Origin of the sequence: Zoogloea sp. 1C4 (assembly GCF_009469605.1) — a bacterium.
GTDB classification, from domain to species: domain Bacteria; phylum Pseudomonadota; class Gammaproteobacteria; order Burkholderiales; family Rhodocyclaceae; genus Zoogloea; species Zoogloea oryzae.
In genome coordinates this window covers 198,041-220,092 of sequence record NZ_SSXU01000005.1, presented here as the reverse complement: position 1 = coordinate 220,092, position 22,052 = coordinate 198,041, and the positions used below count along the sequence as shown (strand labels likewise).

The window sequence follows — 22,052 nt, the reverse complement described above, 5'->3', positions numbered from 1 at the left end:
TGCCCATGATCGGTCACGCCAGCGCCGAAAGGCGGCTCGCGGGTAGCACCCTCGGCCGCCTGATCCTCGTCCTGCCCTTCATCGCCTTCCTGCTCCGGCTGGGAGGCGCGCCGCTCTTCGACGTGGACGAAGGCGCGTTCTCCGAAGCCACCCGCGAGATGTTCGAACGGGGCGATTTCCTGTTCACCTATCTCAACGGCGCACCGCGCTTCGACAAACCGATCTTCATCTACTGGCTGCAGTCGGTGGGCTACCTGATCTTCGGCGCCAGCGAGTGGGCCTTCCGCCTGCCCTCGGCCCTGGCGGCCATCGTCTGGAGCTACGCCACCTACTTCTTCGCCCGCAAGCGCTTTGGCGAAGAGGCCGGCCTGCTGGCGCTGGCCGTGGCGAGCACGGCGCTGGGCCCCTTCGCCATCGGTCGCGCCGCCACCGCCGACGGGCTGCTCAACTGCCTCCTGGCGCTCACCCTGTTCGACGTATGGCGCCATCTCGAAAGCGGCCAGCGGGCGCCGCTGCTGCGCGCCTTCGTGTGGATGGGCATCGGCGCCCTCACCAAGGGGCCGGTGGCGCTGGTCGTGCCGGGCGCGGTGAGCTTTCTCTTCTGCGCCAGCCGCGGCGAATGGAAGCGCTGGCTGAAGATGCTGTTCGACCCCGCCGGGCTGGCGATCCTCGTTGTCATCGTCGCCCCGTGGTACGCCTACGCCCTGCATCGTCACGGACAGGATTTCATCGACGGCTTCATCCTGCGCCACAACGTGCAGCGCTTCTCGGGTTCCCTCGAAGGCCACGGCGGCAGCGCGTTCTATTACCTGCTCGCGGTGCCGCTGCTGCTGCTGCCCTGGAGCGGCCTCCTGATCGGCGCCCTCACCCGTCTGCGCGCCGGGCTTGCCGACCCGCTGCAACGCTTCCTGTGGATCTGGTTCGGCTTCGTGCTGGGCTTCTTCTCGCTGTCGGGCACCAAGCTGCCCCACTACGTGCTCTACGGCTGCACGCCGCTGTTCATCCTGATCGGCCTCCACGCCCAGTCGATACGCCGGGTGTGGCCGCATCTTCTGCTGCCCGGGCTGCTGTTCATCCTGTTCCCGCTGCTGCCCAATCTGTTCGACGCACTCTCCCGCAGCACCCTCGGCGACGGCTTCTACCGCGCCCAGCTGGCCCGGGCGCTGCCGATGGCCGACAGCTTCTACATCGGCGCCACCATCGCCGGGCTGGTGATCTGGGTGGCCGTCGTGTTCTTCCCACGGATGCCCATGCTCGCCAAGCTGGTGGTGACCGGCGCGATGCAGGTCATCCTGCTGGCCGGCGTCGTGGTGCCCTACGCGGGCGAACTCGTGCAGGGCCCGGTCAAGGCGGCTGGCCTCAAGGCCCGGGAGCTCGGCGGCGAAGTCGTCTTCTGGCGCTTCACCACCGCGCCGAGCTTCAGCGTCTATCGTCAGGCCGTCACCCTGAAGGGTGATCCCAAGCCCGGCCAGCTGGCCCTCACCCGCATCGACCGCCTGGCGCCCGACGCCCCGGTCGACACCGTCTTCCAGCAAGGCGGCGTGGTGCTCGTGAAGGCCCGCCCGTGAACGTTACCGACAGCCGCGCCGCGCCCCTCGCGGTGATCGTCGCCGTGCTCACCGCCTACCGGCTGTGGGTGATCGGCCACCTGGGCATCGACCTCTACGTGGACGAGGCCTACTACTGGGGCTGGTCGCAGAACCTCGACTGGGGTTACTTCTCGAAGCCGCCGGTGATCGCCGCGCTGATCGCCGCCAGTACGGCGATCCTCGGCAACAGCCTGATCGCCATCAAGCTGCCCTCGCTGCTGCTGTACCCCGCCACGGCCTTCGCCCTGTATGCGCTCGGCGCGCGGCTGTATTCGACGCGGGTCGGCTTCTGGGCTGGCCTCGGCTTCATGTCGATGCCGCTGGTGGCAGCCCTCGGGCTATTCGTCTCCACCGACGCGCCGCTGCTCCTGTGCTGGTCGCTGGCGCTGCTGTTCCTGCTGCGGGCGCTTGATGAGGAAGGCTGGGCCAACTGGCTGGCCTGTGGCGCGCTCATCGGCATCGGCCTGATGTCGAAGTACACGATGGCCGCCTTCCTGCCGTCGGCCCTGCTGCTGATCGTCCTGTCGCCGCGCCATCGCCGCTGGCTGGCGCGGCCCCAGCCGTGGGTGGCGTTGCTGCTGGCCGCGGCCATCCTGGCGCCCAACCTGTACTGGAACTGGGCCCACGACTTTCCCACCTTCCGCCACACCGCCGAGATCACCCGCGTCGGCCACGGCGAGCGCGGCTGGCACCCGGGCCAGCTGGGCGAGTTCATCGGCGCCCAGTGGCTGTCCTTCGGCCCGCTGCTCGGCGTGCTGCTCGGCTGGGCACTGCTGCGTTCGGTCAAGCTGTTGCGTAACGACGCCCACCGCACGCTGCTGATCTTCATCGTGCCGCTGCTGCTCCTGGTGAGCTTCCAGGCCCTCACCGGCCGGGCCAACGGCAACTGGGCGGCGCCGATCTTCGTCGCGGCCTGCCTGCTGGTGCCGGCGGTTTTCCTGGCCGATCGTCGGCGCTGGGTGATTGCCGGTGTGGTGGTCAATCTGGTGGCGTCCCTCGGTGCCTACCACTGGCCCGACATCGCCCGGATCGCCGGCATCGACCTCACCGCGAAGAACGACCCGTACAAACGCGCCCGCGGCTGGATCAACCTGGCCGACGGTGTTGCGCCCTACCTCGCCCAGCACCCCGGTGCCATCCTGGTGGGCGAAGACCGCGAGATCATCGCCCACCTCGTCTATCGCCTGCACCCGACCGACTACGCCGCCTGGAACCCCGGTCGGCTTCCCCGCGACCAGTACGAAGTGACCACCACTCTCGCCGACAAGCGCGGGTGCGACGTGCTCTACGTGGGCCGCAAGGCCGAGATCCCCGACATCGCCGCACGCTTCGCCGCCAGCGAGCAGCTCGGCAAGGTGGTGGTGCCGATCCACAAGGATTTCAAGCGGGAGGTGTATGTCTTCCTGCTGAGGGATTTCCAGGGCTATTGAGCCAAGCCGCAACGATCAGCCCTGGCTGTTGTCCGGCAGCGAAGCCGGCAGATCGTCCAGTTGTGCCGCCTCGATGCGCTGAAAATGGGCGCTGATCTTGCGTGACGAGGTCTGCACCTCGGCCACGTCTTCGCCGGCCTGGCGGATGTGGGTGGCGAGTTTCTGCATCCGCTCGTCGAAGCGGTTGAAATCCTTGGCGAGCTTGCCCAGCGCGTCCTTGATGACGTGGATCTGCTTGCGGGTCTCCACGTCCTTCAGCACCGCGCGGGCGGTGTTGAGTACCGCCATCAGGGTGGTCGGCGAGACGATCCACACCCGCCGGCTCATGGCGTAGGCGATCACCTCCGGGTGATAGGCGTGGAGCTCGGCGAACACCGCCTCGGCGGGCAGGAACATCACCGCGCCGTCCGACGTCACCTCGGGCAGGATGTACTTGCCTGCGATCGCATCCACGTGCTTCTTCACGTCGCTCCGGAAGGCAGTCTGGGCCGCACGGCGCTCCAGTTCGCCCACGTCGGTAGCGAACATCCGGTGATAGTTTTCCAGCGGAAACTTCGAATCCACAATCACCATGCCGGTAGGCTCGGGCAGGCGCAGCACGCAGTCGGCGCGGGTGCCGTTGGGCAGGGTGAACTGAAAATCGAAGGCCTCGGGCGGCAGCGCGTTGCGCACCAGCGCCTCCAGCTGGACTTCACCAAACGCGCCCCGGGCCCGCTTGTCGCCCAGCAGCTCCTGCAGGCTCACCACGTTGGTGGTCAGGTCGCCGATCTTCTTCTGGGCCTCGTCGATGGTCGCGAGCCGGGCCATCACGCTGGCGAAGGTCTCGTTGGTCTTGCGAAAGCCTTCGTCGAGGCGCTGATTGACGTGGCCGGTGATCGCCTCGAGGCGCTCGCCCACGGTGCGGTTCATCGCCTCGATGCTGGTGCCGAGCTGTTCGGACGCGCTCATGAGGCCGCTTTGAAGGAGCTCGCGGTCGGCCCGGGCATGCTCGGCGAGGGTCTTGAGCGTCTCGGCCAGCATTTCGCTACGGAGCTTTTCCTGCCCGGCAGCAAAGGCGTTGGCAAGATCCGCCAGGCGCAGGACGGTCTCCTCCTTCTGGCTGCCCAGCTGGCCCACGAGCGCGAGATGAAGCTGCTGCAAAGCCTGGCGTGAGGCAGCCTGCTCGGCGTCGAGCCGATCCCGCAGGTTATCCACCTCGGCGGCCACCAGATCGATGACCCGGTCGCTTCCGGCCACGGACGTGGCCTGCAACTCCTTCACCAGCTGCAACTGCTGATCGGCAAACCCCTGATCGACTCGCCGGCCCAGGCGCCCGATCTGGACGAGCAGCCACAGCACCGCCAACACCAGCACGGCAAAGGCGACGAGGAAGATCAGCAGAAATGCGGCGTCGGTATTCATCGGCCGGAGTATATCGCGACGAACTGTAAATTAGTTCAGTGCGCGCAGACTTGCCAACGGCGGCCGGTAAAGCAGGTGGCGGGTGCCGAGCCAGCCGGCCAGCGTGACGACCGCGCAACCGGCCACAGCCCCCGCCAGCAGCGGCAGCACGCTGGGCACGTAGGGCAGCTTGAAGACGAAATGGGCCAGCGCCCAGCCGATGCCCGTCGCGCCCACGCCCGCCAGCACACCCGCCACCAGCCCGAGGGCGGCGAACTCGGCGAGCAGCGCCCAGCGCAGCTGCCGGTTACGGGCACCGAGGGTGCGCAGGATCGCCAGCTCGCGCTCCCGCTCGTCGTGAGTGGCCTGCAGCGCGCCGAACAGCACGATCACCCCCGCCACCACCGCAAAGCCGAACACGAACTGCACCGCCGCGATCAGTTGATCGACCATGGTCTGGATCTGCCCGATCACTGCCGCCACGTCGATCACCGTGAAGTTGGGGAAGGCCGCCACCAGCCGGTTGGCAAAATCCATCTTCGCCGGCGGCAGGTAGAAGCTGGTGATGTAGCTGGCCGGAAAATCCTCCAGCATCCCGGGCGCGGCGATCACGAAGAAGTTCACCCGCATCGAATCCCAATCCAGCTTGCGCAGGCTGGTGATGCGCGCTTCCGACCGCGTGCCGGCAATCTCGAAGGTCAGCACGTCGCCCATAGCGAGCCCGAGGGTCTGGGCCAGGCCCTGTTCCACCGAGAACTGCGGCTGCCGGCTCTCGCCGTGCCACACGCCTGCCACCACGCTGTTTCCGTCGGGCAGGCGGGCATCGAAGGAAAGGTTGAAATCGCGGTCCACGAGGCGCTTTGCACGCTCCTCGGGGTAATCGTCCGGCCCTACCGGGCGGCCATTCACCGCCACCAGCCGGCCACGGATCATCGGCTGCATCGAGGGCGACATGCGGCCCTCCGCCCGGAAGAACTGGCCCAGAGGCTCCACCTGATCGGGCTGGATGTTGATGACGAAGCGGTTGGGCGCATCCGCCGGCGTCGCCTGCTTCCAGTTGGCGAGCAGATCGCTCCGAACGAGCGTGAGAAGCAACAAGGCCGTCAGCCCCATGCCGAGGGCCAGCACCTGCACGAGGCTCGCCACCGGCCGCCGGCGCAGCGCCGCCAGGCCGTAACGCCAGCCGCTGCCTGCCACCGCCCGCATACGGCCCAGCAGCCGCAGCACCACCCAGCCCACGCCGCCATACACCGCAAAGGCCAGCGCAAAGCCGCCCACCACCCAGGCACCGAGCAGCCAGTCGCGCGCGATGCCCACCAGCAGGCCGGCCAGCACCAGCGCGCCAACCGCCCACGCGAGGCCTTCCCGCGCGGCGATGCCATCCCATTCGCGGCGCAGCACCCGCAGCGTGGGCACCCGCCCCAGGCGGATCAGCGGCGGCAGCGCGAAACCCAGCAGGAGCAGCAGGCTCACCGCCAGCCCGTGGGCCACCGGCCACCAACCCGGCGCCGGCAGCGGAAAGCCCACCAGATCGCCCAGCAGGCCATTGAGCACGAACTGCACCGCAAAGCCCAGCGCACAGCCCACCACGCCGGCAAACAGCCCGAGCAGCACGAACTCGCCGATGAAGAGCCGCAGCAGTTGCCCCTGCCTGGCCCCCACGCAGCGCATCACCGCGCAGCCATCGAGATGCCGTTCGACGAAACGCCGGGTGGCGAGCCCCACCGCCACCGCCGCCAGCACCACTGCCAGCATCGCCGCAAAACGCAGGAAGCGCTCGGTACGGTCGAGGGTGGAGCGCACCTCGGGCCGGGCGTTATCGACGGTCTCGAGGCGCTCGCCCCGCTGCAGCCGTGGCTTGGCCCAGGCCTCGAAGCCCGCCACCGCAGCCGGTTCGCCCGCCACGTGCAGATGATAGAAGGCCCGGCTGCCGGGCTGGATCAGCCGGGTTGCGGGCAGGTCGGCGGCGTTGATGACGAGCCGCGGCAGCAGGCTGAAGAAGTTGGCGCCCCGGTCGGATTCAAAACTCAGCACCGCCGCCATCTTCATCCGCTGGGCGCCGAGGCCGATCTCGTCGCCCACCTTCGCGCCCAGCGCGCTGGCGAGCCGTTCGTCGAGCCACAGCGTACCCGGCGCGGGGATGCCGCGCGCCGGCGCGTCCGGCTGGTTGAGGCCCGGCGCGATGCGGATCGAACCCCGCAGCGGATGGCCGTCCTCCACCACCTTCACCCCCGCCAGCTGCGCGCCCTCGCCCAGACTGGCCATGCTGGTGAAGGTGGCAGAAACCACGGACTTCAGCCCGCGCCGGGTGGCTTCGTCCCGATAGGCCGGATCAAGGGAGTGATCCGACACCAGCACCAGATCGCCGCCCAGGAGCTGGTTGGCCTCGCGCTTGAGGGCCTGGGCGACCCGGTCGGTGAAGAAGCCGACGCTGGTCAGGCTGGCCACGGCGATCACCAGGGCCATCACGAGCAGGCCCAGCTCGCCGGCGCGCAGATCGCGCCGGAGCATCCGGAGGGAAAGGGAGAACATGGGTCAGGCGGGAAGCGGCAACCAGCGTTGGAGCGGGCGGCTGCATAAAAGTGCCCGCCCCGGAGTGGCGGTTATCAGGCGTCGGCCAGCCAGCGTTCCACCAGGCGCACCCAGTAGGCCACGCCGTAGGGAATCGCGTCGTCGTTGAAGTCATAGTGGGGGTTGTGCAGCGTGCAGCCGCCCTCCCCCGGACCGTTGCCGAGCCACACGTAGCAGCCGGGCTTTTCCTGCAGGAAGTAGGCAAAATCCTCGGCGCCCATGCTGGGTTTGGGGTCGATGAGGGTGTTGCCCTCGCCGCACACATCGCCCGCCACCCGGGCGCAGAACTCCGCCTCGGGCACGGTGTTGATGGTCGGGGGATAGCCGCGCCTGTAGCTGAAATGCACGTTGGCGCCGAAGGCCGCGCCGATGCCCGCGCACACCCGCTGCATGGCGTCCTCCACCTGGGCCCGGATGTCCGGCCGGAAGGCCCGCACCGTGCCGCCGATGCGCACCACGTCGGGGATCACGTTGTAGGCGTCGCCCGCGTGGAACTGGGTGACCGACAGCACCGCCGAATCTGCCGGGTCCACATTGCGGCTCACCACCGACTGCAGCGCCTGCACCAGCGACGCGCCGCACAGCACCGGGTCGATGCCCTGATGGGGCATGGCGGCATGGGCGCCGTGGCCACGGATCTCGATATCGAAGCGGTCGGCGCAAGCCATCACCGGCCCGCGATGCACGGCGATCTGCCCCACCGGCACACCGGGCCAGTTGTGCATGCCGAACACCGCCTCCATTGGAAAGCGCGTGAACAGCCCGTCGGCGATCATCTCCGGCGCGCCGCCCTCCCCTTCCTCGGCAGGCTGGAACAGGAAGTACACCGTGCCGTCGAACGCCGGGTTGCGCGCGAGGTGCGCCGCCGCCCCCAGCAGCATCGCGGTGTGGCCGTCGTGGCCGCAGGCGTGCATCTTGCCGGGGTGGCGCGAGTGGTGGGTGAAGTCGTTCTTCTCCTGGATCGGCAGCGCGTCCATGTCGGCCCTGAGGCCAATGGCACGCTTGCTGGTGCCCGCCCGCAGCACGCCCACCACGCCGGTCTTGCCGACGCCCCGGTGGGTTTCGATGCCCAGCGCCTCGAGTCGCTCGGCCACCAGCGCGGCGGTGCGATGCTCTTCAAAGGCGAGTTCGGGGTGGGCGTGGATGTCGCGGCGGATTGCCGTGGTCGCGGCCTGTTCGGCACGGATCTGATCGAGTAGGTTCATGAGGCGTCCCCGATGCGTCGAGAATCGGCCCTGCGGCCGGAATCGCGAAATAATAGCAGCGGCGCCGCTTTCGCCCCACCGCGCCAAACCACAATTGCGCTGACGATCCACAATGAAACTCTTTTACGCCGACCACTTCGTGCTGCCTCTGCCGCCGGGCCACCGCTTTCCGATGGAAAAGTACAGCCGCCTGCGGGAACGCCTGCTGGCCTCTGGCCACTTTGCCGCCGACGACTTCCGGGTGCCCGACGCCGCCAGCGACACCGAACTCCTGCGCGCCCACGACGCCGGCTACGTGCAGCGCGTGGTGCGCGGCACGCTCGGCCACGACGAAGTCCGGCGGATTGGCTTCCCGTGGTCCGAGGCGATGGTCGAGCGCTCGCGGCGCTCGGCGGGCGCCACCCTCGCAGCCTGCCGCGCCGCGCTGGCCGAAGGCTGGGCCGCCAACCTCGCTGGCGGCACCCACCACGCCTTCCGCGACCGGGGCGAAGGCTTCTGCGTGTTCAACGACGCCGCCGTCGCGGCCCTCGCGATGCGTGCCGAAGGCCGCGTAGCGCGCGTGGCGATCGTCGACTGCGACGTGCATCAGGGCAACGGCACTGCGTCCATCCTCGCCAACCGGGCCGACTGCTTCACCTTCAGCATCCACGGCGCGCGCAACTTTCCCTTCGACAAGGAAACCAGCGATCTGGACGTGGAGCTGCCCGACGGCACCAGCGACGCGGCCTACCTCGCGGCCCTCGACGACGCGTTAGCACTGGTCTTCCGCCACCAGCCCGATCTGGTGATCTACCTCGCCGGCGCCGATCCGTTTGAAGACGACCGCCTCGGCCGCCTCAAGCTCACCAAGGCCGGTCTCGCCGCGCGGGACGAGCGCGTGCTCGGCGAATGCCGGCGGCGCAGCCTGCCCGTCGCCATCGCCATGGCCGGCGGCTACGCTCGGCAGATCGACGACACCGTGGCCATCCACGCCACCACCATCGACACCGCCCGCCGGATTTTCGCCGCCGCGCCGCCGCTATAATTGACGCAAACGTCAACGTCACCCCCGCCCCCGAGAGGAATCCCCCATGCGTTTCGAAGGCTCCGAGAACTACGTCGCCACGCCCGACCTGATGCTGGCCGTCAATGCCGCGATCCGGCTGCAGCGGCCGCTCCTCATCAAGGGCGAACCGGGCACCGGCAAGACCATGCTCGCCGAAGAAGTGGCCGCCGCCCTGGGCATGCCGCTTTTGCAGTGGCACATCAAATCCACCACCAAGGCCCAGCAAGGGCTCTACGAATACGACGCCGTGTCGCGCCTGAGGGACTCCCAACTCGGCGACGACCGGGTGAAGGACATCGGCAACTACATCGTCAAGGGCACCCTGTGGCAGGCCTTTGACGCCGACGCGCCCTGCGTGGTGCTGATCGACGAGATCGACAAGGCCGACATCGAGTTCCCCAACGATCTCCTGCGCGAACTCGACCGCATGGAGTTCTTTGTGTACGAAACCCGTGAGCTGGTGAAGGCCAGGCACCGCCCCATCGTCTTCATCACCTCCAACAACGAGAAGGAGCTGCCCGACGCCTTCCTGCGCCGGTGCTTCTTCCACTACATCAAGTTCCCCGACCGGGACACCATGCACAAGATCGTCGACGTGCACTTTCCGGGCATCAAGCAGTCGCTGCTGAAGGAAGCGCTGGAAGTCTTCTTCGGCCTGCGCGACGTGCCGGGGCTGAAGAAGAAACCCTCCACGTCCGAGCTCATCGACTGGCTCAAGCTGCTGGTGTCCGAGGACATCCCGCCCGAAGCCCTGCGCTCGCCCGATCAGAAGGCCATCATCCCGCCGCTCCACGGCGCACTGCTCAAGAACGAGCAGGACATGCACCTCTTCGAGCGCCTGGTGTTCATGGCCCAGCGCAACCGCTGACCGCCACCGGAGCGCCGCGATGCTCATCGACTTCTTCCTGCACCTCAAGGCCCGCAAGCTGCCGGTGTCCACCAAGGAATTCCTGACCCTGCTCGAAGCCCTGCAGGCCGGGCTGGGCAACCACAGCCTGGACGACTTCTACTTCCTGTCTCGCGCCACGCTGATCAAGGACGAATCCCAGTTCGACCGCTTCGATCAGGCCTTCGGCGAATACTTCAAGGGCGTCGAATCGGTGCCCGGGCTGGAAGTCGATCTGCCCGAGGAATGGCTGAAGGCGATGATGCAGAAGCACCTCACGCCCGAGGAGAAGGCCAAGCTGGAAGCCCTCGGCTGGGACAAGCTGATGGAGGAGTTCAAGAAGCGCCTCGCCGAGCAGAAAGGCCGCCACCAGGGCGGCAGCAAGTGGGTCGGCACCGGCGGCACCTCGCCCTTCGGCAACAGCGGCTACAACCCGGAAGGCATCCGCGTGGGCGGCGAATCCGCCGGCAACCGCACCGCGGTCAAGGTGTGGGACCAGCGCGAGTATCGCAACCTGGACGACACCGTCGAGCTCGGCACGCGCAACATCAAGGTCGCCCTGCGCCGCCTGCGCAGCTTCGCCCGCCTGGGCGCGCCGGACGAGCTGGATCTGGACGGCACCATCGCCGCCACCGCCCGCAACGCGGGCTACCTCGATCTGCTGATGCGCCCCGAGCGCCACAATGCGGTGAAGGTGCTGATCTTCTTCGACGTGGGCGGCTCGATGGACCCGTACGTGAAGGTTTGCGAGGAGCTGTTCTCGGCCTGCCGGGCCGAGTTCAAGCACCTGGAGTACTTCTACTTCCACAACTGCGTGTACGACCACGTGTGGCGCGACAGCTACCGCCGCCACTCCGAGCGCACACCCACGCTCGACGTGATCCACAAGTACGGGCCCGACTACAAGCTGATCTTCGTGGGCGACGCGACCATGAGCCCCTACGAGATCCTCCAGCCCAATGGCTCCATCGAGTACAGCAACACCGAGGCCGGCGCGGTGTGGCTGCGCCGCCTGGCCGAGGCCTATCCGGCCGTCGCGTGGCTCAACCCCGAACCCGAGCGGATGTGGGATTACCGGCAGTCCATCGGGATCATCCGGCAGATCCTCGCCGAGCGGATGTTCCCGCTGACCCTCGACGGCCTCACCCGCGCCATCAGCCAGCTGTCCCGCAAAAACTGAGGCGGGCCGGAGCCCGCCTCGTTTCACCCATCGCCGGACAACGCCGCCGCTTACGGCACCCGGTAGAAATCCTGGGTCAGCAGATCGACGCCGCAGGGCAGCTGCTCGATCCAGTCGAGGAAGCGATTGACCATAGCCTTGCCCTCGAAACGGCAGCCGTGCTGAGGCACGATCATCTCCACATCCATCTGACGCACCATGTTCACCCAGAAGCGGCAGATCTTGTTGGAGATCATGTAGCGACGGTGAAAGCCGATCATCGTGGCGATGTGCTCGTCGAAGTTGGTGACCGGCTTGGAGGCCTGGTCGTGATCCACGAGGGACGCGCCCATGTCGCCGGTGAACAAAATCTTCGAGACCGGGTCATAGAACTGGAAGTTGCCTTCCGAGTGCATGAAGTGCGCCGGCACCGCCTTGATGGTGTTGTTGCCGAGCACGATGTTCATGCCTTCGTCGGGGATGCCGATGATCCGGGCGGTGTAATCCTTGCCGGTGGTGAAGTGGGGCACGAAGCGCGTCCACAGGCGGGAGATCATCACCTTGCAGTGGGTGGCGACCATCCACTTGTTGAGGGACGCGATGATGTCCGGATCAGCGTGGGTGGCGAAGATGAAGTCCAGCCCGCGGGACGGGAAGAAGCGCTGCATCGACATCAGCAGACCGGTGTAGGTCATGTTGCCGCCCGGGTCGATCAGGGCGCCATGCTGGCCGTCGACAATGAGGAACTGATTGCACTGGACGGCGTGGTCGGCCTCCTCGTCCACCAGGTCATAAAAGGCCAGACAGGCATGCGTGCCATTGTTGAAGAGTTCGACAGCCATGTTGTGGAATTCTGCAATATCGGTGGGACCGACACTTTATCCGACAAAATGACATATCGAAAAGGTGACAGTGATTTACATTGACGATTATCAAACTATGTCCTCGTCAGCCTTGCGCGTTTTGGAGTATGTTGCCCATTTTTGCCCTGCAGCAAAGAGGCCCCCGCCTGTGAAGAAATCCGCCCTGCTATTCCTTGCCCTGGCTTGTCCCGTCCTGTTCTCCGCACCTCCTGCGGCCGCGCTGGGCACCGCGCCCCAGGCGAGCGCCTCGAGCCGCTCGCAGCAACTCGGGAGGATGAACAAGACCGTCCCCTTCGGTGGCGCGCACTCCGCCTACAAGGACACCCGCCGGGCCACCGAGGTCAGGCCGCCCAGCTCGACGATCTGCGCGCTGCGGGAGCAGACTCAGGGCATCGGCACGACCCGCCAGGACGCCTCTGGCAAGATCCAGGTCTTCAACGACCCTCGCACCCAAAAGGGCTCCAGCGGTGACATCTACGGCGACTGCAACCGCAGCCTCTCCGGACGCATCTCGCCGCGCACCATCGCCAAGCCCAAGACGGCCTACAACGCCCGCACAAATACCCTCAACGCGGCGAGCGACGGCTACGTCAACCGCTCGGCCACCCGTTCGATGATGCCCAAGAAGCTGCCCTCGATGTACGACCCGGCCACCGGCACGCTGCGGGCCAACAAGCGCCCCAACGCCTACCAGATCTACCAGGAATGAAAACGGGGGCGCACACCCAACGGTATGCGCCCCCGCTCGAGACCGCGCCAGCCGCGGCCTGAAACCCCGGCGTGGCAGATCGTCAGTTCCCGTTCATCGCCAGCATCAGCTGGTTGATGCGCTTCACGAAGCTCGCCGGGTCATCCAGCGTGCCGCCTTCGGCCAGCAGGGCCTGATCGAAGAGCACCGCCGCCCAGTCGTCGAACTGCTTGTCCTCGTACTTGAGGCGCAGCACCACCGGGTGAGCCGGGTTGATCTCGAGGATCGGCTTGGAGATCGGCATGGTCTGGCCGGCGGCCTTCATCAGGCGCGCCAGGTTCATCCCCATGTCGTGCTCGTCGGCCACCAGGCAGGCGGGCGAATCGGTCAGGCGATGAGTGACGCGGACTTCCTTCACCTTGTCGCCGAGGGTGGTCTTCATCTTGTCGAGGAGATCCTTCAGCTCTCCGGTTTCCTTTTCGACGGCGGCCTTCTCGGCTTCGTCTTCCAGCTTGCCCAGATCCAGCCCGCCCTTGGCCACGGAGGCCAGCTGCTTGCCGTCGAACTCGGTGAGGTTACCCACCACCCACTCATCCACGCGGTCGGACAGCAGCAGCACCTCGATGCCCTTCTTGCGGAAGATCTCGAGGTGCGGGCTGTTCTTCGCGGCGTTGAAGCTGTCGGCAGTGACGAAGTAGATCTTGTCCTGGCCTTCCTTCATGCGGCCGATGTAGTCGGCCAGCGACACGGTTTCCTCGGCGGTGTCGGCATGGGTGGACGCAAAACGCAGCAGGCCGGCGATCTTTTCCTTGTTGGAGTGATCCTCGCCGACGCCTTCCTTCAGCACCTTGCCGAACTCCTTCCAGAAGGTGACGTACTTGTCCTTCTGGTTCTCGGCGAGATCTTCGAGCAGGCCCAGCACCTTCTTCGTGCAGCCGGCGCGCAGGGTGTCGATGTCCTTGGATTCCTGGAGGATCTCGCGGGACACGTTGAGCGGCAGGTCGTTGGAATCCACCACCCCGCGCACGAAGCGCAGGTACAGCGGCATCAGCTTCTCGGCGTCGTCCATGATGAACACGCGGCGCACATACAGCTTCACACCGTGGCGGGCCTGGCGGTCCCACATGTCGAAGGGCGCGTGGCCGGGCACGTAGAGCAGCTGGGTGTACTCGTGGCGGCCTTCCACCTTCGAGTGGGTCCAGGCCAGCGGCTCTTCGTAGTCGTGGCCGACGTGCTTGTAGAACTCGGTGTATTCCTCGTCGGTGATGTCCGACTTCGACCGCGCCCACAGGGCGTTGGCCTTGTTGACGGTCTCGTCCTCGTCGGTGACAACCTGCTCCTTCTTCTCCTCGTCCCACTGCTCCTTCTTCATCACGATGGGCTGAAGGATGTGGTCGGAGTACTTCTGGATGATCGAGCGGAGCTTCCACGACGACAGCAGGTCGTCCTGGTCTTCACGCAGGTGCAGGGTGATCTCTGTGCCGCGGCCGGCCTTCTCGATCGGCTCGACGGTGTATTCGCCGGCGGTGTCGCCGGTCATCGAGCATTCCCACTGCACGCCGTCGGCGGCAGCCAGGCCGGCGCGGCGGGTGCGCACCGTCACCTTGTCGGCCACGATGAAGGCCGAGTAGAAGCCCACGCCGAACTGGCCGATCAGGTGGGCGTCCTTCTTCTGGTCGCCGGTGAGCTTGCCGAAGAATTCCTTGGTGCCGGACTTGGCGATGGTGCCCAGGTTGGTCACCACCTCGTCGCGGCTCATGCCAATGCCGTTGTCGGCGATCGTCAGGGTGCGGGCGGCCTTGTCGTAGGCCACGCGGATCTTCAGCTCGGCGTCGTCCTCGAACAGCCCGCCGTTCTCAAGGGCTTCGAAACGCAGCTTGTCACAGGCATCAGAGGCATTCGAAACCAGCTCCCGCAGGAAGATCTCGCGGTTCGAATACAGCGAATGGATCATGAGGTGCAGCAGCTGCTTCACCTCGGCCTGGAAGTTCAAGGTTTGCGCGGACGTTTGCTCGACAGTCATAAAGCTTGCTCCATAAGGACCGTTAACGCTCCCCATATGGGTGCTGCCTTCCAGCTTTCAAGCCCCCCACACCGTCGATGGACCGAGCCCGCCTGCCATCATCCCTGCTGTCGCACCTGTACCTGCCGACAGACCAAGGCGCCCCGGGCACGTTCCGCCCGATGCGCCGGCTGCGCGCGGCCATCTGGCTGGCCTTCGGGCTGCTCGCCACGCTGATCGTCGTCGTCGCCGTCTCGCTGATTCGCTTCGATCACCGCGCCGCCCTCCAGCAGACCGAATCCGAACTCCAGAGCCTCACCCGCGTCTTCGAGGAGCACGTGGCCCGCAGCTTTGGCGAGGCCGAGAGCGCCGTCACCGAGATCGCCGGGCTCGTCGCCACCCGCAGCGGGGCCGACAGCTTCGCCGAGCGCGAACTCCAGAACCTCCTGCGCGAACGCGCGGCCAATCTGCCGGAAGTCGAGAACCTGTTCGTCGAACGGGAAGACGGCAGCCTCGCCGCCCAGTCCCACGACGGGCGGACCGCCAGCGAGACCGCCACCGCCTCGCCCGAACGGCGCAACCTGCCCCTGCGCATCGACGAAGGCATCACCATCGGCAGCCCGACCCGCAGCGCCAACACCGGCAAATGGATCACCCCGGTCACCCGCCAGGTCTTCGACCCCAGCGGCAAATACGTGGGCACCGTGGGCGCCGCGATCAGCCATGCCTACTTCGAAGGCATCTACCGGGACATCCGCTTCGCCGAGGGCGACACCATCCTGATCCTCCACGCGATCCGCGCGATCACCCTGATCCGCCACCCCCAGGTGGATGCGCTGGTCGGCCGCAGCGTCACGGATTCGCCGGCCATCGGGCCCGAGCCGGCATCCCGCAGCATGGTGGTGACCAGCCCCCTGCAGGGCGAGAGCGAAGAACGCATCACGGCCTACCGCCGTCTGGCAGACCGTCCGCTGGTGGTGGGCACCAGCCGCCCGATCGCCGGGGCGCTGGCCGGCTTCCATGAACACCGCCGGCGCATCCTCGCCGCTGCCGGGCTGATGCTCACGCTGCTCGGCGCCCTCGCCCTGCTGCTCCACCGGGACACCCGCCGGCGCGACGAGGAAGGCCTGGCCCTGGCCGAGCTCAACGCCACCCTGGAAGACCGCGTGCGCCTTCGCACCGAGGAGCTCGAACAGACCAACCGCGAACTCCTCAACTTCAGCTACTCCATCTCCCACGACCTGCGCGCGCCGCTACGGGCCATCAACGGCTTCGCCCACGCCCTGGAAGAAGACTACGGCGATCGCCTCGACGACGCCGGCCGCAACTACGTGAGCCGGCTGCGCAAGGCCAGCCTGCGGATGGGCGACCTCATCGACGAGCTGCTCAAGCTCGCCAGCGTCTCCAACCGCCCGCTGCACATCGAATCCACCGACATCTCGGCCATCGCCCGGGAGATCCTCGACGACCTCGCCGAGCACGATCCGGCGCGGCTGGTCCACATCCACGTGGATACGGGCCTCGTCGCCGACGCCGACGCGATCCTGATCCGCAAGGCCCTCGAGAACCTGCTGGGCAACGCCTGGAAGTTCTCCCGCGACAGCCACCCGGCGTTCATCCAGGTGGGCGGCCGCCTGCATGGCGAGGAGCACCTGTTCTACGTCACCGACAACGGCGTGGGGTTCGACATGGAACACGCGACGCACCTCTTCCAGCCCTTCCAGCAGCTTCACCGGAACAAGGGCTTCGAGGGTTCGGGGATTGGCCTCGCCAGCGTGCGACGGATCGTCGAGCGCCACGGCGGGCGGATCTGGGCGGAATCGGCGCCGGGCACCGGCACCACGATGTTCTTCACCCTGCCGCGCACGCCGGCGATGGTCCGCCGGCCGCGGGAAAGAATGCGGGGCTGACACGCCCCACGGCGTTCACACGTAACGGATTTCCAGCACTTCGATCTCGCGCAGCCCGGCCGGGCTGGCAAAACGCACCACGTCGCCCTCCCGTGCCTTGAGCAGCGCCCGGGACAAGGGCGCGATCCAGCTGATACGCCCTTCAGACGCATTCGCCTCATCCACGCCGACGATCTGGTAAGTCTGCTCGGTGTCGCCATCCACATCGCAGACGGTCACCGTCGCGCCGAAGAACACCTGCTCGGTGTTCTCCTGCTCGGACGGCGTCACCACCGTCGAATTCTCGAGCCGCTTGATGAGAAAGCGGATGCGCCGGTCGATCTCACGCAGGCGCTTCTTGCCGTAGATGTAATCGCCGTTCTCGGAGCGGTCACCATTACCCGCCGCCCAGCGGACGGTTTCGACCAGTTTGGGGCGCTCGTCGCGGACGAGTTGATCCAGCTCCGTGCGCAGGATCTCGTAACCACGACGGGTCATGTAATTGGTGGTGCCCGGCGGCAGGCTCGGCGCCCCCGGCGGCGCATCGTCGTCGTCCTGGTCGTTTTCCTTGACGAAAGCCTTGTTCACCCTGAAACGCTCCGCTCAGCCAAAATGGGACGGCTATGTTAGGAGCCGTCCGGGCCACTGGCAAGACAAGCTTTCAGTGATAGACGGCCGGCTGATTGAACAGGCTGCCATAGTCGGCAATCAGGCTCTCGAAATCGTCCATCTCGGTGGCGGATTCGGCCACGTCGCGCAGCTCGCGCTTGAAACGCACGGCCGCCTCGTCGCGAAACAGCGTTCCCACGCCGCGACGCTTGTCGATCACTTCGACCGCGTCGAAGCCCGGATAGTCCACCACGTACAGCACTGGATTGTTGAGTACCACGTTCATGACAGGTCTCCTGGATAGCGGATTGGCCTTGTGGGCATCAGTGCTTCAGTAGATGGGAACGTTCCTCCCCGCTTCAAGTTCCCCGACACCGTTGTATTTCGCTTCGCCCGGGCCTAAGATTCAACGCATCCTGTCCGTTTTCGGGCTATCCATTCATCACAGGCATGAACGACAGCAACGACCCGAACGCCGACGTCTCCAGCCTGACCGCAAGGCTGGCGGTCCTCACCACCGAACACCGGGATCTGAACGCGATCATCGACCAGATCGCGATGGCCCCGCCTCCCGGCGACGACCTGCTGCTCCGCCGCCTCAAGAAACGCAAGCTGCTGCTGAAGGATCGCATCGCGATCATCCAGCACCTGCTCGATCCCGACGTACCCGCCTGAACCTACCGCCAACGCACTCCATGCCGATCCACCGAAACGCCGGGGCCGACACGCTCGCCCTGCACGCCGGCCAGACCCCGGACGCCACCCACCGCTCCCGGGCCACCCCGATCCACTTCACCACCAGCTACGTCTTCGAGAGCAGCGACCACGCCGCCGCCCTGTTCAACCAGGAACGCGCCGGCCACGTCTATTCGCGCATCTCCAACCCCACCAACGCCGTGCTCGAAGAGCGCATCGCGGCGCTGGACGGCGGCGTCGGCGCAATCGCCTGCGCCAGCGGCCAGGCCGCGCTGATGCTGGCCATCACCACGCTGATGGGCAGCGGCGGCCACATCGTCGCATCCCGCTCGCTGTACGGCGGCTCCCACAACCTGCTGGCCTACACCCTGCCCCGCTTCGGGATCACCACCACCTTCGTGCCGCCACGCGACATGCAGGCCTGGCGCGACGCGATCCGTCCCGACACCCGCCTGCTCTTCGGCGAAGCCATCGGCAACCCGGGCCTTGAAGTCCTCGACATCCCCACCGTCACCGGCATCGCCCACACCGCCGGCGTGCCGCTGCTGGTGGATGCCACCCTCGTCACCCCGGCGCTGCAGTGCCCCATCGATCTCGGCGCCGATCTGGTGATGCACTCCGCCACCAAGTTCCTCGGCGGCCACGGCGTGGCCATCGGCGGGCTGCTGGTGGATGGCGGCGGCTTCGACTGGGAAGCCACCGGCGGTCGCTTCCCCACCCTCACCGAACCCTACGACGGCTTCCACGGCATGGATTTCGCCGAGGAATCGCCCATCGCCGCCTTCCTGCTGCGCGCCCGCCGCGAAGGCCTGCGGGATTTTGGCGCCTGCCTGTCGCCCATGAACGCCTTCCAGATCCTCCAGGGTATCGAGACCCTCGGCCTGCGCATGGAGCGCCACGTGGCCAACGCCCGGGCGCTGGTAGCCCATCTTGCCGCTCACCCGATGGTCGAATCCGTCTCTTGGCCCGAGCTCGACAGCCACCCCGACCACGCCCTCGCCGCGAAACTGCTGCCCAAGGGCTGCGGCGGCGTGTTCAGCTTCAGCCTGAAGGGCGGCCGCGCCGCCGGCGCCACCTTCATCGAGGCCCTGCGCCTGTTCTCGCACCTGGCCAACGTGGGCGACGCCAAGTCGCTGGCGATCCATCCGGCCAGCACCACCCACTTCCGCATGTCGCCCGACGCACTCCTCGCCGCCGGCATCACCGAAGGCACCATCCGCCTGTCGGTGGGCCTCGAGAACGCCCCGGATCTCATCGAAGATCTCGAACGCGGCCTTACCGCCGTCGCCAAGGCCAGCCAGACCGGAGGTGCCCGATGAAACTCACCCTCGCCGGGCGCGACACCTACGTCTACACCGGCGGCCGCGCCTTCGACGCCGCCCGCCCCACCATCGTCTTCATCCACGGCGCCGGTCACGACCACAGCGTCTGGACGCTCCAGAGCCGCTACTTCGCCACCCACGGCTGGAACCCGGTGGTGCCCGATCTCCCCGGCCACGGCCAGAGCGCCGGCCCGCAGCTCACGTCCATCGAGGCAATTGCCGACTGGGTGCTCGCCCTGCTTGACGGGCTGGGCGTGGCAACCGCCACCCTCGCCGGCCACAGCATGGGCTCACTGGTCGCCCTGCAGGCCGCATCCCGAGCGCCAGAGCGCGTCCGCAGCCTCGTGCTGGTCGGCTCGGTGGCCCCGATGCCCGTCGCCCCGCCCCTCCTCGACGCCACCCTCGCCGCCCGCGACAAGGCCCACCGGATGATCAACCAGTGGTCCTACGCGCCGGGCTCGCAGCTGGGCGGCAGCAGCATTCCGGGGCTCAACCTCACGGCCATCAACGAGCGCCTGATGCAGCGCGCGGCCCCCGGCGTGCTGCACACCGACATGTCGGCCTGCAACGCCTACACCGGCGGCTTCGACGCCGCCGCCAGGGTGACTTGCCCGGTGCTCCTCCTCAGCGCTGCCCAGGACCGCATGACACCGCCCAAGGCCATCGCCCCGCTGGCAAATGCCTTCACCTCAGCCAGAAAGGTCAATAAGGTTGTCCTTTCCGGTGCCGGCCACGCGATGATGGCCGAAGCCCCCGGCGCCGTGCTCGACGCCATCTGGCAGTTTGCCGATTCCAACCGCAGTTCCGAGGCCGTTCCATGACCTGAACCAAATCCGCAGGCCATTCATCAAACAACCAAAAACGGAGACAAAAATGGCTCAGCAAACACCCCCGACAGAAGAGCAGGCAGCGTCCCTGCCCTTCCCCACGATCCGCAACATTGGCATCGGCGCGCCTTTTCGCTGGATCGCCCGCGGCTTCTCCGACCTCAAGGCCTGTGCCATCGCCAGCCTGTTCTACGGCTTCTGCTTCACCGGCATGGGCCTGCTGGTCACCTTTGTCTTCTCCCACGCCTACCAGTACACCTCGGCCGTCACCACCGGCTTCCTGCTCCTCGCGCCCTTCTTTGCGATGGGGCTTTACGAGCTCTCCCGCCGACGCCAGCTCGGCGAGCCCTGCGCCCTCGGCCCGACGCTCACCGTCTGGCGGCGCAACCTGGGCAACATCGCCCTCTTTGCCGCCGTGCTCACGGTCATCTTCCTGATCTGGGCGCGCGCCTCGCTGGTGGTCTTCGCCATGTTCTACACGCAAGAGCTGCCCAGCCTCAGCGGCTTCCTGAGCCAGGTAGTGTCCCTGGAAAACCTCGAGTTCCTGGTGGTCTACTTTGGTGTCGGCGCAATCTTCGCCCTGCTGGTTTTCGCGGTGAGCGTGGTGTCGATCCCACTGATGCTCGACCGCAACCAGGACGCCATCACCTCGATGATCGCCAGCATCCGTGCGCTGGCCGAAAACCCGCTGCCGCTGCTGGTCTGGGCCTTCCTGATCGTCAGCCTGACCATCGTCGGCTTCCTGAGCTTCCACCTCGGGCTGGCGGTGCTGATGCCGGTGATCGGCCACGCCACCTGGCACGCCTATCGGGATCTGGTCGAACCGCTGCCGGATTGAGCTGAACCAGTACCATCCCGCGCGAGGGCGATCACCGCGCCGAGCACGATCGCCCCGCCGATGATCTGCCCCAGGCTCACCGCCTCGCCGAGGAACACCGCGGCGAGGATGAAGGTCACCACCGGCTCCAGGGTCGACAGCGTCGCCGCGTCGGCCGCCCCCAGGCGCTGGATGCCGGCAAAGAAGGTCGCCATCGCCACTGCAGTGGAAACCAGCGCGATCGCCACGCAGGCCATCCACGCCGCCGGACCAACCGGGAAACGCGGGCCAGTCGCCAGCACCAGCCCGCCAAACACCAGCGCCGCCGCCAGCATCACCACCGTGGATGACGCCAGCGCATCCTCGGCCGCCAGCACCCGGCTTCCGGCCACGATGTAGATCGAGTAGATCACCGCTGTCGCCACACCCAGCGCCACGCCGATCCCGCTGCCGCCGAGCCCTTCACCCAAGGTGAGCGCCGTGCCCACGAGGGCGGCCCCCATCGCCAGGCTGCGCCGGTGGGTCAGCCGTTCGCCCAGAAAAGCCACGCCGATCAAGGCCACCAGAAACGGGTACAGGTACAACAGCAGCGCCACCAGTCCGGCCGACGCAAAGCGCAACGCGCTGAAAAAGCACATCGACTGCGCCACATAGCCAACCCCGCCCATCAGCGCCAACACCGTGGCGTTCCGCCGGGACGGCCAGCGCCGACGGGTTGCGAGGGTGAGCGCCGCCATCGCGACACTCGCAATCGCAAATCGCAGGAAGAGCACCGCGGTCACGTCAGCGCCACCGGCGTACGCCACCCGGGCGAAGATCGCCATCGCACCGAACGACGTCGCCGACAAGGCCACCAGCCCCGCTCCAACCCACCGCGCACTTGCCATCTGATCGCTATTCCCGCCCGCAAAGCGGCCGATCGTGCCGCCCGGCCGCGCCCCGGTCAAGCCGGAATGTGCGTTTCGGCGACACTCCGGCGGGCTCCGGCAGCGCTTATTTTCATTCGCCCTTTGCAATCCGCCCCGGGCTGTGGCGAAAATGCACGATGCAACTCCGTCGTATTCACCGAAAGGC

19 protein-coding genes are annotated in these 22,052 nt (G+C 67.0%); 11 read left to right on the top strand and 8 right to left on the bottom strand.

The features are described 5' to 3' along the window. The first annotated feature begins 5 nt into the window (after positions 1–5). Together GH681_RS08425 and GH681_RS08420 are read left to right on the top strand one after the other, a co-directional pair. Positions 6–1,568 carry a glycosyltransferase family 39 protein gene (locus GH681_RS08425; RefSeq protein ID WP_153161019.1) on the top strand — a complete coding sequence of 521 codons (1,563 nt, stop codon included), beginning with the start codon at positions 6–8 and terminating at the stop codon, positions 1,566–1,568. Next, positions 1,565–3,019 carry a glycosyltransferase family 39 protein gene (locus GH681_RS08420; RefSeq protein ID WP_153161018.1) on the top strand — a complete coding sequence of 485 codons (1,455 nt, stop codon included), beginning with the start codon at positions 1,565–1,567 and terminating at the stop codon, positions 3,017–3,019. Before GH681_RS08425 ends, GH681_RS08420 begins: the two co-directional genes overlap by 4 nt. A 15-nt stretch (positions 3,020–3,034) precedes the next feature. Here GH681_RS08420 and rmuC read toward each other — a convergent pair whose 3' ends face one another. From rmuC to GH681_RS08405, 3 genes are all read right to left on the bottom strand, one after another. Continuing rightward, positions 3,035–4,420, bottom strand: coding sequence for a DNA recombination protein RmuC (rmuC, locus tag GH681_RS08415; RefSeq protein ID WP_153161017.1), 1,386 nt, complete (start codon positions 4,418–4,420; stop codon positions 3,035–3,037). A gap of 30 nt (positions 4,421–4,450) precedes the next feature. Beyond that, entirely contained in the window at positions 4,451–6,931 is a 2,481-nt protein-coding gene (locus GH681_RS08410; RefSeq protein WP_153161016.1) for an ABC transporter permease, read from the bottom strand. Between the two features lie 74 nt (positions 6,932–7,005). Further along, complete coding sequence (locus GH681_RS08405) at positions 7,006–8,175, bottom strand: M20 aminoacylase family protein (RefSeq protein ID WP_153161015.1); 1,170 nt, start codon at positions 8,173–8,175, stop codon at positions 7,006–7,008. A 112-nt stretch (positions 8,176–8,287) separates the two neighbouring features. Here GH681_RS08405 and GH681_RS08400 point away from each other — a divergent pair, with 112 nt between their 5' ends. The 3 genes from GH681_RS08400 to GH681_RS08390 are packed head-to-tail and all read left to right on the top strand — an operon-like array spanning position 8,288 to position 11,286. Further along, positions 8,288–9,199 carry a histone deacetylase gene (locus tag GH681_RS08400; RefSeq protein WP_153161014.1) on the top strand — a complete coding sequence of 304 codons (912 nt, stop codon included), beginning with the start codon at positions 8,288–8,290 and terminating at the stop codon, positions 9,197–9,199. A 46-nt stretch (positions 9,200–9,245) separates the two neighbouring features. After that, positions 9,246–10,088, top strand: coding sequence for a MoxR family ATPase (locus tag GH681_RS08395; RefSeq protein ID WP_153161013.1), 843 nt, complete (start codon positions 9,246–9,248; stop codon positions 10,086–10,088). Positions 10,089–10,107: 19 nt separating this feature from the next. Then, a complete protein-coding gene (locus GH681_RS08390) occupies positions 10,108–11,286 on the top strand; it encodes a VWA domain-containing protein (protein WP_153161012.1) in 1,179 nt (392 codons plus the stop codon). A 50-nt stretch (positions 11,287–11,336) separates the two neighbouring features. Here GH681_RS08390 and GH681_RS08385 read toward each other — a convergent pair whose 3' ends face one another. After that, on the bottom strand, positions 11,337–12,107 hold the full coding sequence (locus GH681_RS08385; protein ID WP_153161011.1) for an MBL fold metallo-hydrolase: 771 nt from the start codon (positions 12,105–12,107) through the stop codon (positions 11,337–11,339). Between the two features lie 295 nt (positions 12,108–12,402). Here GH681_RS08385 and GH681_RS08380 point away from each other — a divergent pair, with 295 nt between their 5' ends. After that, positions 12,403–12,837 (top strand): hypothetical protein, encoded by a 435-nt coding sequence (locus GH681_RS08380; protein ID WP_153161010.1) that lies wholly within the window; start codon positions 12,403–12,405, stop codon positions 12,835–12,837. 82 nt (positions 12,838–12,919) lie between these two features. Here GH681_RS08380 and htpG read toward each other — a convergent pair whose 3' ends face one another. Then, positions 12,920–14,839: a molecular chaperone HtpG gene (htpG, locus tag GH681_RS08375; RefSeq protein WP_153161009.1), complete on the bottom strand. Its 1,920-nt coding sequence runs from the start codon at positions 14,837–14,839 to the stop codon at positions 12,920–12,922. Positions 14,840–14,916: 77 nt separating this feature from the next. On the opposite strand from htpG, the gene GH681_RS08370 reads away from it, so the two are divergent. Further along, positions 14,917–16,728, top strand: a complete 1,812-nt coding sequence (locus tag GH681_RS08370; protein ID WP_153161008.1) for an ATP-binding protein — start codon at positions 14,917–14,919, stop codon at positions 16,726–16,728. Positions 16,729–16,743: 15 nt separating this feature from the next. Here GH681_RS08370 and greB read toward each other — a convergent pair whose 3' ends face one another. Next, positions 16,744–17,295 carry a transcription elongation factor GreB gene (greB, locus tag GH681_RS08365; protein ID WP_153161007.1) on the bottom strand — a complete coding sequence of 184 codons (552 nt, stop codon included), beginning with the start codon at positions 17,293–17,295 and terminating at the stop codon, positions 16,744–16,746. 73 nt (positions 17,296–17,368) lie between these two features. Beyond that, positions 17,369–17,602, bottom strand: coding sequence for a DUF3567 family protein (locus tag GH681_RS08360; protein WP_153161006.1), 234 nt, complete (start codon positions 17,600–17,602; stop codon positions 17,369–17,371). Between the two features lie 164 nt (positions 17,603–17,766). On the opposite strand from GH681_RS08360, the gene GH681_RS08355 reads away from it, so the two are divergent. From GH681_RS08355 to GH681_RS08340, 4 genes are read left to right on the top strand one after another with little or no spacing between them, the layout of a single operon-like run. Further along, a complete protein-coding gene (locus GH681_RS08355; protein WP_153161005.1) occupies positions 17,767–17,991 on the top strand; it encodes a DUF465 domain-containing protein in 225 nt (74 codons plus the stop codon). Positions 17,992–18,011: 20 nt separating this feature from the next. After that, the gene (locus GH681_RS08350) at positions 18,012–19,331 is read left to right on the top strand and encodes an O-acetylhomoserine aminocarboxypropyltransferase (protein ID WP_153161004.1); all 1,320 of its coding nucleotides are present in this window, start codon (positions 18,012–18,014) and stop codon (positions 19,329–19,331) included. Next, positions 19,328–20,155, top strand: coding sequence for an alpha/beta fold hydrolase (locus GH681_RS08345; protein WP_153161003.1), 828 nt, complete (start codon positions 19,328–19,330; stop codon positions 20,153–20,155). The genes GH681_RS08350 and GH681_RS08345 overlap by 4 nt, the downstream gene beginning before the upstream one ends. A 52-nt stretch (positions 20,156–20,207) precedes the next feature. Beyond that, the gene (locus GH681_RS08340) at positions 20,208–20,999 is read left to right on the top strand and encodes a DUF2189 domain-containing protein (RefSeq protein ID WP_153161002.1); all 792 of its coding nucleotides are present in this window, start codon (positions 20,208–20,210) and stop codon (positions 20,997–20,999) included. On the opposite strand, the gene GH681_RS08335 is transcribed toward GH681_RS08340, so the two are convergent. Then, positions 20,966–21,865: a DMT family transporter gene (locus tag GH681_RS08335; protein ID WP_153161001.1), complete on the bottom strand. Its 900-nt coding sequence runs from the start codon at positions 21,863–21,865 to the stop codon at positions 20,966–20,968. The genes GH681_RS08340 and GH681_RS08335 overlap by 34 nt on opposite strands. Positions 21,866–22,052 lie beyond the last annotated feature (187 nt).

Coding starts and splice junctions, on each gene's coding strand:
- GH681_RS08410 (WP_153161016.1), bottom strand. CDS start 6,931: ATGTTCTCCCTTTCCCTCCGGATGCTCCGGCGCGATCTGCGCGCCGGC.
- GH681_RS08355 (WP_153161005.1), top strand. CDS start 17,767: ATGAACGACAGCAACGACCCGAACGCCGACGTCTCCAGCCTGACCGCA.
- GH681_RS08400 (WP_153161014.1), top strand. CDS start 8,288: ATGAAACTCTTTTACGCCGACCACTTCGTGCTGCCTCTGCCGCCGGGC.
- GH681_RS08395 (WP_153161013.1), top strand. CDS start 9,246: ATGCGTTTCGAAGGCTCCGAGAACTACGTCGCCACGCCCGACCTGATG.
- GH681_RS08390 (WP_153161012.1), top strand. CDS start 10,108: ATGCTCATCGACTTCTTCCTGCACCTCAAGGCCCGCAAGCTGCCGGTG.
- GH681_RS08360 (WP_153161006.1), bottom strand. CDS start 17,602: ATGAACGTGGTACTCAACAATCCAGTGCTGTACGTGGTGGACTATCCG.
- GH681_RS08385 (WP_153161011.1), bottom strand. CDS start 12,107: ATGGCTGTCGAACTCTTCAACAATGGCACGCATGCCTGTCTGGCCTTT.
- GH681_RS08345 (WP_153161003.1), top strand. CDS start 19,328: ATGAAACTCACCCTCGCCGGGCGCGACACCTACGTCTACACCGGCGGC.
- rmuC (WP_153161017.1), bottom strand. CDS start 4,420: ATGAATACCGACGCCGCATTTCTGCTGATCTTCCTCGTCGCCTTTGCC.
- htpG (WP_153161009.1), bottom strand. CDS start 14,839: ATGACTGTCGAGCAAACGTCCGCGCAAACCTTGAACTTCCAGGCCGAG.
- GH681_RS08370 (WP_153161008.1), top strand. CDS start 14,917: ATGGACCGAGCCCGCCTGCCATCATCCCTGCTGTCGCACCTGTACCTG.
- GH681_RS08350 (WP_153161004.1), top strand. CDS start 18,012: ATGCCGATCCACCGAAACGCCGGGGCCGACACGCTCGCCCTGCACGCC.
- GH681_RS08340 (WP_153161002.1), top strand. CDS start 20,208: ATGGCTCAGCAAACACCCCCGACAGAAGAGCAGGCAGCGTCCCTGCCC.
- GH681_RS08335 (WP_153161001.1), bottom strand. CDS start 21,865: ATGGCAAGTGCGCGGTGGGTTGGAGCGGGGCTGGTGGCCTTGTCGGCG.
- GH681_RS08425 (WP_153161019.1), top strand. CDS start 6: ATGATCGGTCACGCCAGCGCCGAAAGGCGGCTCGCGGGTAGCACCCTC.
- GH681_RS08380 (WP_153161010.1), top strand. CDS start 12,403: ATGAACAAGACCGTCCCCTTCGGTGGCGCGCACTCCGCCTACAAGGAC.
- GH681_RS08405 (WP_153161015.1), bottom strand. CDS start 8,175: ATGAACCTACTCGATCAGATCCGTGCCGAACAGGCCGCGACCACGGCA.